Annotated in this window: 17 protein-coding genes, 1 tRNA gene and 1 other RNA gene; all 19 read right to left on the bottom strand. The window is 54.8% G+C overall.

The features are described from left to right. Positions 1 to 34: 34 nt before the first annotated feature. Positions 35 to 970 (bottom strand): 16S rRNA (cytosine(1402)-N(4))-methyltransferase RsmH, encoded by a 936-nt coding sequence (gene rsmH, locus CFB04_RS16160; protein ID WP_255396951.1) that lies wholly within the window; start codon positions 968 to 970, stop codon positions 35 to 37. Beyond that, the gene (gene mraZ / locus CFB04_RS16155; RefSeq protein ID WP_088536353.1) at positions 971 to 1,447 is read right to left on the bottom strand and encodes a division/cell wall cluster transcriptional repressor MraZ; all 477 of its coding nucleotides are present in this window, start codon (positions 1,445 to 1,447) and stop codon (positions 971 to 973) included. A 224-nt stretch (positions 1,448 to 1,671) separates the two neighbouring features. Beyond that, entirely contained in the window at positions 1,672 to 2,013 is a 342-nt protein-coding gene (locus tag CFB04_RS16150) for a hypothetical protein (RefSeq protein WP_088536352.1), read from the bottom strand. A gap of 11 nt (positions 2,014 to 2,024) precedes the next feature. Then, complete coding sequence (locus tag CFB04_RS16145; RefSeq protein WP_088536351.1) at positions 2,025 to 2,597, bottom strand: hypothetical protein; 573 nt, start codon at positions 2,595 to 2,597, stop codon at positions 2,025 to 2,027. Positions 2,598 to 2,610: 13 nt separating this feature from the next. Beyond that, positions 2,611 to 2,996, bottom strand: an RNA gene (rnpB, locus tag CFB04_RS16140) — RNase P RNA component class A. A 21-nt stretch (positions 2,997 to 3,017) separates the two neighbouring features. Further along, entirely contained in the window at positions 3,018 to 3,734 is a 717-nt protein-coding gene (locus CFB04_RS16135) for a zinc ribbon domain-containing protein (protein WP_088536881.1), read from the bottom strand. A gap of 74 nt (positions 3,735 to 3,808) precedes the next feature. Continuing rightward, positions 3,809 to 4,927: a Nif3-like dinuclear metal center hexameric protein gene (locus tag CFB04_RS16130; RefSeq protein WP_088536350.1), complete on the bottom strand. Its 1,119-nt coding sequence runs from the start codon at positions 4,925 to 4,927 to the stop codon at positions 3,809 to 3,811. A gap of 144 nt (positions 4,928 to 5,071) precedes the next feature. After that, positions 5,072 to 5,148: transfer RNA gene (locus CFB04_RS16125), tRNA-Ile, on the bottom strand. Positions 5,149 to 5,238: 90 nt separating this feature from the next. Further along, on the bottom strand, positions 5,239 to 6,366 hold the full coding sequence (locus CFB04_RS16120; RefSeq protein ID WP_088536349.1) for a class I SAM-dependent RNA methyltransferase: 1,128 nt from the start codon (positions 6,364 to 6,366) through the stop codon (positions 5,239 to 5,241). 16 nt (positions 6,367 to 6,382) lie between these two features. Beyond that, positions 6,383 to 7,219 carry a Sir2 family NAD-dependent protein deacetylase gene (locus CFB04_RS16115; protein ID WP_088536348.1) on the bottom strand — a complete coding sequence of 279 codons (837 nt, stop codon included), beginning with the start codon at positions 7,217 to 7,219 and terminating at the stop codon, positions 6,383 to 6,385. Between the two features lie 15 nt (positions 7,220 to 7,234). Next, entirely contained in the window at positions 7,235 to 7,720 is a 486-nt protein-coding gene (ybaK, locus tag CFB04_RS16110) for a Cys-tRNA(Pro) deacylase (protein WP_088536347.1), read from the bottom strand. Between the two features lie 93 nt (positions 7,721 to 7,813). Further along, positions 7,814 to 9,571 (bottom strand): RNA polymerase sigma factor RpoD, encoded by a 1,758-nt coding sequence (rpoD, locus tag CFB04_RS16105; RefSeq protein ID WP_088536346.1) that lies wholly within the window; start codon positions 9,569 to 9,571, stop codon positions 7,814 to 7,816. A gap of 28 nt (positions 9,572 to 9,599) precedes the next feature. Next, positions 9,600 to 11,351: a DNA primase gene (gene dnaG, locus CFB04_RS16100; protein WP_088536345.1), complete on the bottom strand. Its 1,752-nt coding sequence runs from the start codon at positions 11,349 to 11,351 to the stop codon at positions 9,600 to 9,602. A gap of 33 nt (positions 11,352 to 11,384) precedes the next feature. Next, complete coding sequence (locus tag CFB04_RS16095; protein WP_088536344.1) at positions 11,385 to 11,885, bottom strand: CvpA family protein; 501 nt, start codon at positions 11,883 to 11,885, stop codon at positions 11,385 to 11,387. Positions 11,886 to 11,992: 107 nt separating this feature from the next. Further along, positions 11,993 to 12,436 (bottom strand): GatB/YqeY domain-containing protein, encoded by a 444-nt coding sequence (locus tag CFB04_RS16090; RefSeq protein ID WP_088536343.1) that lies wholly within the window; start codon positions 12,434 to 12,436, stop codon positions 11,993 to 11,995. Positions 12,437 to 12,442: 6 nt separating this feature from the next. Next, on the bottom strand, positions 12,443 to 12,640 hold the full coding sequence (rpsU, locus tag CFB04_RS16085; protein ID WP_088536342.1) for a 30S ribosomal protein S21: 198 nt from the start codon (positions 12,638 to 12,640) through the stop codon (positions 12,443 to 12,445). A 125-nt stretch (positions 12,641 to 12,765) separates the two neighbouring features. Next, a complete protein-coding gene (locus tag CFB04_RS16080; RefSeq protein ID WP_088536341.1) occupies positions 12,766 to 13,104 on the bottom strand; it encodes a phosphoribosyl-ATP diphosphatase in 339 nt (112 codons plus the stop codon). Beyond that, positions 13,101 to 13,862 carry an imidazole glycerol phosphate synthase subunit HisF gene (gene hisF, locus CFB04_RS16075; RefSeq protein WP_088536340.1) on the bottom strand — a complete coding sequence of 254 codons (762 nt, stop codon included), beginning with the start codon at positions 13,860 to 13,862 and terminating at the stop codon, positions 13,101 to 13,103. The genes CFB04_RS16080 and hisF overlap by 4 nt, the downstream gene beginning before the upstream one ends. A gap of 77 nt (positions 13,863 to 13,939) precedes the next feature. After that, complete coding sequence (hisA, locus tag CFB04_RS16070; protein WP_088536339.1) at positions 13,940 to 14,671, bottom strand: 1-(5-phosphoribosyl)-5-[(5-phosphoribosylamino)methylideneamino]imidazole-4-carboxamide isomerase; 732 nt, start codon at positions 14,669 to 14,671, stop codon at positions 13,940 to 13,942. Between the last annotated feature and the right edge of the window lie 67 nt (positions 14,672 to 14,738).

The raw sequence follows: 14,738 nt of genomic DNA, 5'->3' as shown, positions 1-14,738 counted from the left end.
CCACCTCATTCCATATCAAAAAAAGCTGGAGCCGTTAAAGCTTCTCGGCAGCTCTAAGTCGTGCACTACGCGCCCTTGGGTTGGCAGCTATCTCATCCTCTCCCGCCCGAACCGGCTTTGCAGTCAGAATTCGCACCGCGGCACTTTGTCCGCAGACGCACACGGGAAGGTCGCGGGGGCAGGTGCACCGCCCGGTAAAGCTTCTGAATGTGTCCTTCACGATCCTGTCTTCGAGGGAATGAAACGAAATTACCACCGCTCTGCCCCCCCTGTTGAGAAGCTGCATCGCGGCGGGCAGTCCCCGCCTGATGCTTCCAAGTTCATCGTTCACGGCAATCCGCAACCCCTGAAATGTCCGGGTCGCAGGATGAATCCTGTCTTCCCATGCGGGTCTCGGTATCGCCCCCTTGACCAGCTCGGCCAGTTGCAGCGTGCTCGTCACCGGCAGCGTCTCCCGTGCCCGGACTATTGCCGAGGCGATTCTGGATGCCCACCGCTCTTCTCCATACTCCCGGATGATCCGTATCAGCTCTTCTCTGCTTTCGTTATTTACGATATCAGCTGCTGTGACCCCTTTGGTCGTGTCCATCCGCATATCGAGTGGGGCGTCCTGCTGAAAGCTGAATCCCCGTTCCCCGGAATCCAGCTGATGGGATGAGACACCGAGATCAAGCATGATGCCGTCGATGCCGTCGATACCCATTTCAGCCAACGCCGACGAGAGAACTGCGAAGTCACCATGAACCAGCCTGACCCGGCTCCCGAACGGTGAGAGTCGCTGCCCGGCTGCTGACAATGCATCCGGATCTTTGTCGAATGCGATCAGGCGGCCATCCGGAGCAGTGTCTGCGAGGATGCGCTCGGCATGGCCTCCGCCGCCAAGAGTACCATCTACGTAGATACCGCCTGATCTGGGCGCGAGAAAGCGGAGACTTTCCTCAAGCATAACCGAAGCATGGCGGAATTCCACCTAGATCCCCAGCTCGGCCAACCCAGCAGTATCACTGGGGAAATCCTTCTCGGCCTGGCGAACAACCTTCTCCCATTCCTGCTGGCTCCAGATCTCTATCTTTTTCAGAGAACCGACAAAAACGATATCACGCTCAAGCGCGGCAGAATTGCGGAGATGTGGTGGCACGAGCACTCTGCCCAGCTTGTCGGCGGCACATTCGACTCCGGGAGCAAGAATGAGACGATTGATACTGTTGAGCTGCTTTGCGGTGAGGCCAGCACCCTGCGCAACCCGCTCTTCCAGCGCCAGCCACTCTTTGTAGGGATAGACGGTAAGGCCCCGGCCGAATTCGCCGTCGCCCAGGTCCACAGGGGCCGAGTTCGTGATAAAGAACCGATCGTCGCCAAAGCACTCGGCAAACATTTCCCTAAAACGAGAGGGAATGCTCGTTCGTCCTTTTGCATCGATAGTGGTATGAAAAATACCCCTGAACATATCCCCTCAGCCACTCGTTGCCACGATTTACCACTTTTTTCCACTTGGGCACAAACTATACTCGCGAGCGCCCGAGACTGTCAAGGCAAAAAGTGCCCCCGAAATCAATTTTTTCAGTTATTTTTTAATGGTTTACGAAAGGATAAAGCATGAGATGAGGGATTGTGGGGGAAGTAGTCGAATTATCTGAATATTGCACTGTAACAGGTCTAAAAAACGCGAATTTATCGCTCTTTTTTTCTGTCTGCCAGAGACACGACCTTGGAAGCGACGGAAGAACCTTCCTGCTTCGGCTTCTGCTCAACACCCTCTCCAGGAGGCCCTGGCTCGTCCACGGGGGATATTAGCTTTTCGAGCATTACCGGAGTTCCACCCATAGTGAAAGGAGAGCCGTTAACCTGACTTTCATCGAGAATCCAGGTGTAGACTTGCAGCGGAAAGGTCAGAACAAGCAGCTTGACTTGCCACCACCCTGGTTTCACATCGGGCACGATGCTCTCTATCCGAGCATAGAATCCCGGCTTTCTATCGATATGGACCAGTACGAGGTCCCGGATTCCCGCCATACTTGATACTCCTAAACCTGCCGGTCGACACCAGCACCATCCGCTGCGACTCCTCGGAGGATTTGACGCCGCTGAAGGATATCCCGCTCAAAGTTGATGAACAGGCCGTGCAAAAACCGGTTTCCAAAGAAACCCTCTACGTCTGCATATGCTTCCCGCAGCTCCTTTTCCACGTGCATGAACACTGCGGCTTCCGAACGCTGCGACAAGGAGTCCACTTGCTCGCAATTGAAGGTGATACAGTTGAAGGGTCGATAGCTGGGAGACATGAGACAGCCGTCGTCGCCCAGGTACGGGCAACGCCCCGAATCGAAACGGGGTGTGAAAAGATCCTCTTCCTTGGCGAGGTATGTCAGCAGTTCGATCACCGTAAAGTGATGTTTTCCTGTCATGCAGCACTGGCCACCGCACGCCGCGCAGATCTCTGCACCGTTCAGGCCGGCGGCGCGCTGGTGAACGCGTTCTTTACCCCTTTGCACCCGTTTTAGCAGGAAGAGAACCCGTTCCTTCACCTCCTGCGACAGGCCACCGTATTCTAACCTGACCGCCGCAACAGCTCGTTCCCACTTCTCTCTATCCGTCATTGATTCGTCTATTGGCCGAAGCAGACCATAAGCCGGGTTCTGTTCCCTCCGCCGGTTACCCGACAGAGGGCGGCGACCATTCATCTAGGACCGCCGTTGCCGACGGCCTCAAGCAGCCAACCCGGAAGCACGGACGGGCCGTCCTTGACGCCTCCCTATTCGGCCTTGCTCCTGGTGGGGTTTACCTGGCATCCGGCGTCACCGCCGGACCCGGTGAGCTCTTACCTCACCCTTTCACCCTTACCTGTTTCCGGATCGCGCGTGACGATCCATTGCAGGCGGACTTCTCTCTGTGGCACTTTCCCTGGGGTCACCCCCGCTGGACGTTATCCAGCACCATGCCCTTCGGAGCCCGGACTTTCCTCTCCCCTTACGGGCAGCGGTCACCCGGTCTGCTTCGGCCAAGCTTTATTATAATACCTACTGCTGCAGGTCCTGCCTCAAGACAAGAATCCGCTGGCAGTGAGGACAGGTGATAAGCTCGGCGCCGCGGTACAGGCTGTTGTACAGCTGTGGAGGAAGGTTCATGTTGCAGCCGAGACAGTATCCCTCCCGGGCCTCTACTACAGCGAGCCCGCGCCGCTGCTCACGCAGGAGGCTGTATCGCTTGACGATGGAGGAAGGTAGTGTTTTGACGGCATTGTCCCTCGCACCTGTTTCCTCCGCCACTGTTCCGCTCAGCTGATCTATCTGGGTCTGAAGTTCCGACTTCCTGGCAGCCACGTTTTGTTCCAATTCGCGAATGCTTTCCATGCGACTGTTCAGATCGGCCCGCACTTCCTCAATCTGCGAGATCTTCTGCAATGCCTGCTCTTCAAGCTCAACTTTCAATTTTTTAGCGCTGGTAATCTCCTTGGAGACCGCCTGATATTCCTTCTGGGTCTTGATTTCCTTGAGACGCTGCTCGGAACGGACTATGTTCTCACTTTCAGCTGAAACGCTCTCTTCCAGCTGCCGTTTCTCCTCTTCAAGCGCAAGGAGTGCGGCATTCCGTGTGTCGACGGCCTCCTGTGCCTCCGCCACATCCCTCTCCAGAACGGCGATGCCGTCCTCAAGCCCCTTCACATCGACTTTCAGTGCATCGATACGCAGGTCAATCTCCTGCAGACCATCCAATACCTTCAGATTGTTTCTCAAAACCTGCCTCCCTTTTTTCTGCTGTTCCTGTCCCGCAACGCGCATGTACGACATGCACACCCGCGCCGCACACGTTACCGGTAAGTGAACGGCTCCCGCTCTCCCGTAAATGGCAAAATATCCGCTTCAAGTTTTTTTCTTGTCAGCTCATCCACAAGCTTCTCCGCCACCCCCTGCACCATGATCCGCTCGGTACCGAAATGACCTGCATCTATGAGCGCTATCCCGAGTGCTTCCGCCTCACGGGCTTCGTGATACTTGATGTCTCCCGTCACAAGAACATCCGCCCCACAAAACCGCGCAGCACGCAGAACCGACATCCCGCTCCCCCCACACAAAGCTACCTTACGGACGGGACGGCCAGTATCTCCAACGAGCCGTAGCCCATCCAGGCACAGCAGCTCCTTAACCCGCGCCGCAAATGCATCCAGCGTCATCGGCTGCAAAAGTTTTCCGACGCGCCCAAGCCCCCTCGCCTTTCCCTGATTCAGCAGCGGATAAACATCAAGTGCAGGCTCCTCGTAGGGATGAACAGATTTCAAACTCTTGATCGCCGACGCCAAGTCCTGTTTTCGCAACAACACCTCTACACGGACCTCATCAACCTCTTCCCGCATCCCAACCTCCCCTATAAAGGGGCGGGCACCGGAAAGAGGCTTGAAGGTACCGGCGCCTTCGACTCGGAATGAGCACTCACTGTAGTTGCCTATGAACCCGCTGAAACGAAACAAACTCTCCAACACCCGCTCCTCATGCCCTCTCGGAACAAAAACAGCAAGCTTGGCAAGCTCTTCTGCTCCAGTGGACTTGAGGGGCTCCACATCATGAACACCGAGCCGCTGCGCCAGCAGATCGTTCAATCCTCCTTCAGCGATATCGTAGTTCGTGTGCAGGGAAATGACTGAAAGATCGTTTTTAAGGGCATTTATTGCAATCCGACCCAAAGTGTCGGCGGTGGAAAGTTTCTTGATCGGGGAGAAGAAAAGAGGGTGGTGGGTAAGCAAAAGGTTACAATGCCCCGCAATTGCAGCATTGATTGCATCGGCGCCTGGGTCCAGAGAAACCATGATCTTTCCGGCTTCCGCAGCTGGATCACCGAGCTGCAGCCCTGCGTTGTCCCATCCCTCAGAGAGGTAGAATGGCGCCAATTTATCAATGATTCCGAGTATGTCGGATACTTTTGGTACGCTCATCGCCCACAAAAGAAAAAGAGTGCATCCTTACGGTATGCACTCTTTTTCTTCCCATTCAGGGTATCCGTTCGTCTGCTCAGGCGCTTTAAGGGCATTCCCCACATCTTCCTGCAATACCGACTGGCGCCGGTATTCTTTAATAGGTGGTGGGCCCACCAGGACTCGAACCTGGGACCGACCGGTTATGAGCCGGTAGCTCTAGCCAACTGAGCTATAGGCCCGCAAAGCGAATTTTCACTATAAGAGGTTACCCATCGGGTGTCAAGCTGTTTTTGGACCGTACCCGAGAGACAGGATGTCTGCGGTTGAATTCAATAAAGCTCGAACTTGAGCAGCCGGCATTCTATAGGTCCGTTGAAGAGAACGAAGCGACGTGAAGCCTTTAATCCTATATGTTTCGCCAATTCCGAGTTTCCCACGAGAATGAACGCTGTCGACCCGACACATTTTTTCTTCAGAAAATCTCCTATTTGCCGGTAAAAAATCTTCAGCTCCTCCACCTCCCCCAGCCTCTCCCCATAAGGAGGATTGAATAGGAGAACTCCCGGGGATGACGGAGAGGCAGAGAGGATATCCTCCTTCCGCCACCGGATTATGCCTTCCACCTCAGCCCGTCTGGCGTTCTGAAGGGCAGTGGAGAGTGCAGCAGCCGACACGTCGGCTCCAGTCACAGGGGCAGGAATGACATTCCGTACCCGCTCCCGTGCATCCTCCACGAGCTGTTGCCATAGCTTCCCATCAAATTCGGTCCACCGCTCGAACCCGAACGTTCTTCCCAGTCCGGGAGCGCGATGCGATGCAAGAAGAGCGGCTTCAATCGGAATCGTTCCGGACCCGCACATAGGATCGGTGAGGGGAAGCGAGCCATCCCAGCCGGTCAGAAGCACCATTGCCGCTGCCAGCGTTTCACGCAGTGGCGCCTCACGTCTGGCCAGCCTGTACCCGCGCCTGTCCAATGGAATTCCCGAGCTGTCGATACTGACCGTACAGCGGTCGCGTACCAGGTAGACATTGATGCGGAGATCAGGATCCTTCGCATCCACGCTCGGGCGCCGACCCACCAGGTCCCTGAGTGCATCCACAACTGCATCCTTGGTCTTCAGAGCTACGAACCCCGAATGGGTAAGGGTCGAGTTGCGCAGGCTGCAATCGACGGCGAGGGTCATGTCCGGTGTCAGGTAGTGGTGCCATGATATGGTCCGGACGCCCTCGTACAGTTGCTGAGGCGTAGAGCAAGGAAACTCCGCAAGGGGGAGGAGGATTCTGTTAGCGGTGCGCAGCCAGAGATTGGCACGATAGCAATCGGCAACGGTGCCTTTGAAACGCACCCCGCCGGTTTCGACCATGACCGAAGATAGCCCCAGGGCTGAAACTTCTCCTGCCAGAACTTCTTCCAGCCCCTTGGCAGTAGTGACGAAAAATTCCCGATTGTCATCCATGGTTGAACCTCGACATTCACGATCCTGCGGAGAAAGAAGCCTCGATCCCTTCCAGTCCCTGCACGGCTCCGCAGGGCAAGGATATGTGGGGTGAGGTAATGGTCGGCTCTCGTGGGTTTATTCTGACAACGGTGGCGCCATAACTATCGCCGATCTGTTCGCCCAGACTGCGTATTGTTGGGATTGCCGTCCCGGCACCCATCTCGATGACTGCCATAGGTAGCGCTCGACTGTCGGCAAGAAATTCATCAAAAAGGTGTTCCTGTTGTCTCGTACGATCGCTCAACCAGGAGTAATCGCCGAACATAAGTATGTTCGGCCGTGCGACATCACCACAGTGGATACAGCGCGGTATGTGGATGGCCCGCATCGTTTCAGAATCCACCGGGACCTCCTCAGCGTTGCCCCAGATAGCCGAGCAGCAGGGAGTAATGCACTGGAGGTGATGGATCGAGCCGTGCACCTCCAGGATCCGGTCCTCTGGAAAACCGGCTTTCTGGAACTGTCCGTCCACGTTTGAGGTCACCACGAAGTATTCGAAACCAAAGCGGTCGATCCATTCGAGCAGAAGACCAAAGCCCCCGTGGGGCACCGTCTCACGGTAGAGGTTTGTACGGTGACCGTAAAAACCCCAGCCGAAAGACGGGTCCCGCTGAAAATGAACGGGATTGGCAGCCGCAACGAAATTGATGCCGAGCCGCTGGTAAATGGGATACGCCTTCCAGAACCCATGATCTCCCCTGAAATCGGGAAGTCCCGAATCGACTCCCATTCCCGCGCCGGCAGTTATTACCACGGCCCTGGCTCTCTCTACAGCTTCAGCAGCCTTTCGAAACGGATCTGACAAATTCATGGCTCCCCCTTGCCGTTACGGAATCCCCACCTTCACGAGTGTCGGCTGAAGAACACGCACAGCCTCCCGAGGATCAAGCCCCACAAGATAGCCCCGCTTGCCGCCGTTAAGGTAAATTTTAGGCAGGGCGGTGATTGTCTCTTCCATATACACCGGCATCTGTTTCCGGGTACCAAATGGGGACGTACCCCCTACGAGATAACCGGAATGCTTGTTTGCAGTTTCGGGAGAACATGGTGAAACGGAACGGGCACCTATCAACCGGGCCAATTCTTTCGTCGAAACATGAAGGTCGCCGTGCATCAGGACAATCAGCGGCTGTTTCCGATCATCCTCCAAAATGAGGGTCTTAACAACGCAATGCTCGTCCACTCCGATCTCCCGTGCAGAAACGGACGTCCCCCCTTTCTCCTCATAACTGTACAGGTGATCGGTAAACGCTACCCTCTCTGCCCGTAACATTCTGATAGCCGGGGTTACGGGAGTCTTATCCTTTGCCATTCACCCTCCTCACTGCACCACCGGGAACATGCATTGCTGGCAAAAAAGGCCGCACCGGTTTCCGGTGCGGCCTCATGACGGCAATTTCCGCATCTACTCCACAAAGCTCTTCAGCTTCTTGCTTCTGCTCGGGTGGCGAAGTTTGCGCAATGCTTTCGCCTCGATCTGCCTGATACGCTCTCTGGTCACCTCGAAATCCTGTCCTACTTCTTCGAGAGTGTGATCGCTCTTTTCTCCAATACCGAAGCGCATCCGCAGCACCTTCTCCTCACGAGGGGTAAGCGTGGCGAGTACCCGGGAAGTCTGTTCGGAAAGATTCGCCTTGATCACCGCCTCCAAAGGAGAGACAACCCCCTTGTCCTCAATGAAGTCACCGAGATGAGAATCTTCCTCCTCCCCAATGGGAGTTTCCAGGGAAATCGGCTCCTTCGCTATTTTCAGCACCTTACGCACTTTGTCGAGAGGAAGGCTCATCCGCTCCGCGATCTCCTCTGGCGAGGGTTCTCGGCCTATCTCCTGAACCAGTTGGCGGCTCGTGCGGATCAGCTTGTTGATAGTTTCAATCATGTGCACCGGAATCCGGATCGTGCGAGCCTGGTCGGCAATAGCGCGGGTAATGGCCTGACGGATCCACCAAGTCGCGTATGTTGAAAACTTGTACCCGCGTTGATATTCGAACTTGTCCACAGCCTTCATGAGGCCGATGTTCCCCTCCTGGATCAGGTCGAGAAATTGAAGTCCTCTGTTGGTGTATTTCTTCGCGATCGAAACGACTAGGCGCAGGTTGGCTTCGACCAGTTCCGACTTAGCCAGCTTTGCCTTGCTTTCCCCCTCCTCAATCGCGAGGAGGGCCTTGGAGAGATCGGTGGCTCTGAAACCCGATTCCTGCTCCACCTTCTTCAACTTACGCTCAGAACCTTTTAACCGCTTCTCCAGTTTCAGCAGTTCTTCGGATGTCAAACCGGTCTTTGCAAAAAGCGCTTTTTCATCCGCTTCACCGGCCTGAATCTGTGCACAGGCATCTGAAAGCTCAGCGGCAGGGAGCTTTGCTTCCTCTTCCAGGTCCGAAATCTCGTGAAGCAGCTTTTCCACCTTGACCGACAGTTCTTTCAGCCGCTCGGAAATCTTCTCTATGTGACGGTCCTTGAGGCGCAGCGACTTCAGCTGCTCCGCCATCTTACCCCTCAGCTCCCGCTGTATACCGAGAAGCTCTTCGGCTCTGGCAGCTTCAGGAACTGTGTCGAGCTCGCTGACCAGTTGGTCCATCTGCTGGTCGTTTTCACGGATTTCATCGATTAGGGAGAGAAGACGGATCTTCTGCACATCCTCCTCGTCCTCTTCCAGTTCCTCCTCTTCAACCTCTTTGCTTATCTCCGCCGCGCTGATCTGTCCCTTGCGCAGCCGCTCCCCGAGGGAAATCACTTCCTTGACGGTGATCGGGGTGTTAAGAATTACACTTGCCATATCCTTTTCACCCTCTTCGATCCGCTTGGCAATCTCTACCTCCCCCTCCCGTGTCAGGAGGGAAACAGAACCCATTTCTCTCAGATACATACGTACAGGATCACTGGTGCGGCCAAGGGTTCCCGGCTCAAATTCCTGCTCTTCCTGCTCCCCCTCCATCTCCTCTTCCTCTTCCAGGTCGAGCTTGACTTTGGGGATCTTTACCTTCTGCACCGAGTCGACTATTTCTATATCCATTTCGCCGAACATGCTCATCACATCATCGATCTGCTCGGAAGAGACCATGTCCGGGGGCAGCAGATCGTTGACCTCATCATAGGTAAGAAAACCTTTTTCCTTACCAAGGTCTATCAGCTGCTTCACTTCTTCCATGTTTTTCTTCGCCATTCACTTCACCTCGTGCATTCTCGTCTATCTATAGTAATTGCGATTTCCTGTTTCGCAAGGAGTCGATCTCCCTCAGGAGTTCAACATACCGTTCGCTCCCCGGCTCTACGCGCACAAGCTCTTTCTTGAGCCGATCCATCTCCTTCAGGGCACGCCGCTCCCGGCTTACACACAGTTCCTCGAACATCTTCTGCGGATTCACTCCATCAAGCTGATCTTCCTTAACAAGAAACGATGCCAGGCGGCTCCGCTCCTCCGGGGAACCAACCAGTTCAAGGATGTCGGGCCAATTCACCTCTCCGTGAGTGAGCGCCGAGGCGGCAACTGCCTCGGCAACTGTGGCCAGATCCGGTTGAAAAAGCCGATGAACCCCGTACTCCGTCACCTTTTCCGCAATTTCCGGATATTTACCCATCAGAGCGAGGAGCAACTCCTCGGTATCGACCTTCGGCCTCTTCTCCCGTGGCACGGAAAAATCGGCAGGGGCTACCCCCCCCTTCCGAAGTTTCTGCTGGAGAAGGCGCTCATCAATCCCCAACACACGCGCTATTTCCCTGACGTAGAGTGCCCTCTCCACATCATCAGAGACTTTTTCCAGCCGGGGGGCCAGCTCGGCGACGACCCGCACTTTTCCCTCCACCGTACCGGTATCTGACTGCCGGAGAAGATGGCGGAAAAAAAAATCAAGCACAGGGCGAGCTGCTCCCATACGTGCCGCAAAGGCTTCCTGCCCTTCGCTTCGGATAAAGCTGTCAGGATCCTCCCCTTCCGGCAACTCGATAACACTTACCGGAAGGTTCTCTCCAAGGAGAAGCTCCATTGCCCTGAAAGTTGCCTTCTTTCCGGCGGAGTCGGAATCGAAAAGCGTGTAGAGCTTCCCGGCGTAACGCTGCAGAAGCTTTACGTGCCCTTCGGTCATTGCAGTGCCGCATGTGGCGACGGCATTTCTGACCCCCGCCTGGTAGAGCGCAAGGTGATCGAAATACCCCTCCACGATGATTGCGCTGCCATTCTCGCGCATTGCCTGCTTGGCCAGATCAATGCCGAAAAGCACATCCCCTTTCCGGTAAATGGGAGATTCAGGGGAGTTTATGTATTTAGGGAGCGAGTCGTCCAGCACCCTTGCACCGAAGGCGATGGGACGGCCATGCGGGTCGCTTATGGTGAAGATAAGGCGGTTTCTGAAGAGATCGATGAAACCAGAACCTCCACTCTTGCGGCGTATACCCCCAAGTTTCTCCGCAGCTTCGAGAGAAACGTGCCTCTGTTCCAGAAATCTGACGAGTCCGTCCCACCTGTCGGTGGCGTAACCGAGCCGGTAGGATTCAGCTGTTGCAGCATCCACCCCTCGCTTTGCCAGGTAGCGCCGCCCAGGTTCTCCCGCCGGGTCTTTCAGCAGAACCTCACGGTAGTATTGAGCGCACAATTCACTAATCCGGAAAAGTGTCTCCCTCTCGTCCTGCCGCCGTTTTTCGGAACTCGTCAAGGGCCGTTCCTGGATCACCACCCCAGAGCGTTTCGCAAGAAATTTTACCGCCTCCGGAAATGCCAGCCCCTCCATCTTCATGATGAATGAGAAAACATTACCTCCTACGCCGCAGCCGAAACAGTGGAAGATACCCCGCCCTGGGTTTACGTTGAACGATGGCGTCTTTTCGCCGTGGAACGGACAGAGCCCCTGATAATTAGCTCCTGATCGGCGAAGGTGGACGTAATCTGAAACCACTTCAAGGATCGAAGACCTCTCGCTTACTTCCTTGACTTTATCGTCCGGTATCATCGTTTCCTGATTTTGGCACTTGTGCTTCACCCATCAGTTAGACAGCCTATTACGCGCATCTGCACTGTCCCACCCTGCGATCATCTCCCGTCCCGCCCGGATGAACGACAGGGCTGTCTTCGATTTCAAAATCGCCTTCCTTATTCGCTCAGGCACAGGATCGGCTGTTCCGAAATAGAGCACCATGCATAGAATGAATGCTCCTTCGAGCAGCCCGAAGAAGACTCCCCCTATGCGGTTGATCCCGCCTAGAAGCATTATGCGGAAGATTATGGTTAACAGATGGCCGAACAGGTAGAAAAGCAGGCCGATGACCAGAAATATTGCTATGAATGAGAGAGCGCGTGCAACGCTATGGGGAAGATGGATGAAGGGCCTGAGCAGCTCCGCGAGGTAATGATAATACCTGAAAGAGGCCCAGCCCCCTGCCAGCAGGCCGAGCAGCGAACACACCTCCCTTACCAAGCCTTTCATGAAACCTTTCACCACAAACAACAGCAAAACGGCCCAGATAAGGATGTCAACAAGGCTCATTCATTACACCCGGCTAAACACCAAAAGCAAAAGAAGGGGGCAATCATCGAGAATCGCCCCCGCTTCCATATGTAGGTGCCGCTGGTCTGTTCAACGAGATTGGGAGCTCAGGAAAGTTTTTCCCTGACGAGATCGCTGACGGCTTTGCCGTCTGCACGACCGGCAACACGAGGCTGTAGGGCCTTCATTACCCGACCCATATCCTTCGCGCCCGCCGCTCCGCACTCATTTATGGTCTGCATGACTACTTCTATCAGCTCTTCGCGGGACATCTGCCTTGGAAGAAAACTGAGAAGGACTTCGAGTTCCTGCTCTTCTTTCGCAACCAGATCCTGTCGTCCGGCTTCACCGAACATCCGGATCGACTCACGTCGTTGCTTCACAAGAGATGAGACGACCTCGGTGATACCTTGGTCGTCCAACTCCCGCTTCGAATCTATTTCTTTATTCTTCACTGCGGAACGAACAAGTCGGATAGCAGAAAGCTTCAGGTCATCCCGTGCTTTCATTGCACCCTTCATTTCAGTTTCAAGCCTCTCCCGCAGCGACATTACATACTACTCCATCATTTTCCGCTGTTTCTTCAATGCCCTCTTGCGGGCGGCAATAGCCTTTTTCTTCCGCTTGATGCTAGGCTTCTCGAAATGCTCGCGCTTGCGGATTTCCGAGAGAATACCTGCCTTCTCGCACTGCTTCTTGAATTTCTTCAGGACTAGCTCGAAAGATTCAGCCTCTTTGACCTTTATTCCCGGCATCCATAATCCCCCCCCTTCTGTAACGTAAATTTTTTATTAAACAACAGGGTGGCCGGATAAAATTTTTCAAAGAAAACGTATGATATCACCCATGACTACAAAGTCAAGCATAGATTTGCAATTTATCAAGTCTCTTTTGTCTTTTCCCGTGAGTTTTTCTCGTGAATTCCCGACGTGCCAAACCGGCGGCGCAATTCTGTGAATATCTCCTCGGGAGGAATGTCGTAGTAGCCGAGCAGCACCAGTGTGTGGAATAGAAGGTCAGCTGTCTCATAGACGATGCCGTCTCTCCCCCCCCCTTTGCCGGCAATGACCAGTTCAGTTGCTTCTTCTCCAAGCTTCTTCAGGATAGTGTCGAGCCCCTTCTGGAACAGGGAAGCCGTATATGAAGACTCCCCTCCTGAACGCTTCCGCTCCTCTATCACCTGATAAAGAGCGCAGAGAATGTCGTTTTGCTGGTTCATATCCTTACCGCTACTCCCTTCTCCTGAAGATACTCCTTTGCCTCCTGGATGGTATATTCGCGGTAGTGAAAAACAGAGGCGGCAAGACATGCCGAGGCACCCGCCCGAGTAAAGCCGTCGTACAGGTGTTCCAGATTGCCGACCCCTCCGGAGGCTATTACCGGTATCGAAACGGCATCGACGATTCCCCTCGTGAGCCCGATATCGTAACCATCCTTAGTGCCGTCACGGTCCATGCTGGTTAGGAGAATTTCCCCCGCTCCATAGCTTTCCATCCGCCTTGCCCATTCAATGGCGTCTATCCCGGTAGCATTGCGGCCTCCATGAGTATAAACCTCCCACCGCTCCTCGCCCGGCACGCGACGGGCATCTATCGCCACAACGGTGCACTGGGAGCCGAACCGCTCCGCAGCCTCCCGCACGAACTCTGGACGGTGCACCGCGGCAGTGTTGATCGACACCTTGTCGGCTCCTGCATTGAGCAACCGGCGAATGTCCTCCACCGTCCGGACTCCTCCACCAACAGTAAGCGGCATGAATACCCGCTCGGCAGTCCGCCGAACCACGTCTATGATGATATCTCGCTCGTCGGAGGAAGCTGTTATGTCGAGAAAGGTCAGTTCATCGGCTCCCTGACGATCGTACATTTCCGCGATCTCAACGGGATCACCTGCATCCCTTAGCTCAAGGAACTGTACCCCCTTGACGACTCGCCCCCCCTTAACATCGAGGCAGGGAATTATGCGTTTGGTAAGCATTGAATTCTCCAAATTCACAGGTAGAGGTAAAGGTAGAGGTAGAGAAAAACCCGAGGAAGGATGCCTTACCTTTACATCTACCTGCCTTTTCTCGTAAGCGCCACTGCCTCTGCCAGATTGATAGCGCCGCTATAGATGGCCTTCCCGGTAATCACCCCGGAAATCCCCGACGACTCAATGGCAAGGAGCCGCTCTATATCTCCCAGGCTCGAAACCCCGCCGGATGCGATAACGGGAATGGAGATCGCTTCTGCCAAAGCTTTAGTAGCCTCTATATTCGGCCCTTGCATCATCCCGTCGCGGCTGATGTCGGTGTAGATGATGGCTGCGACGCCATCTCCTTCGAATTTTCGGGCGAGTTCGACGGCGCTGATCCCCGTCACCTCAGCCCAGCCCTGGACAGCGACCATCCCGTTCTTGGCGTCGATACCGACGACTATCCTGCCGGGAAACCGGGAGCACGCGTCCTTCACGAGCTGTGGATTACGTTGAGCCGCCGTGCCGAGAATTACCCGCCCGATACCAAGGGAAAGGTACGCCTCGATGGTGGCCAGATCACGAATACCTCCGCCAAGCTGCGTCGGTATCGATATGGCATTAACTATACTCTCTATGGATGCCCGATTTTTTGGTTCGCCAGCGAATGCGCCATCAAGATCGACGATATGCAGAAGCTCCCCCCCCTGGCGCTGCCACTCCAGCGCCTGCTCGGCAGGTTTGTCGCAGAAGACGGTATCCTTCTCCATGAGCCCCTGCTCGAGGCGAACGCACTTTCCTTCCTTCAGGTCAATAGCAGGAATTACAATCAAGGCTTGATTCCTTTCATCAGAGAGCAACAGAAATAAAAAAGGGGGGAAGAAGTGATGACACCGGCCG

The sequence above is a fragment of the Geobacter sp. DSM 9736 genome (assembly GCF_900187405.1).
GTDB lineage: Bacteria > Desulfobacterota > Desulfuromonadia > Geobacterales > Geobacteraceae > DSM-9736.
This window is presented reverse-complemented; position numbering and strand designations above follow the sequence as displayed.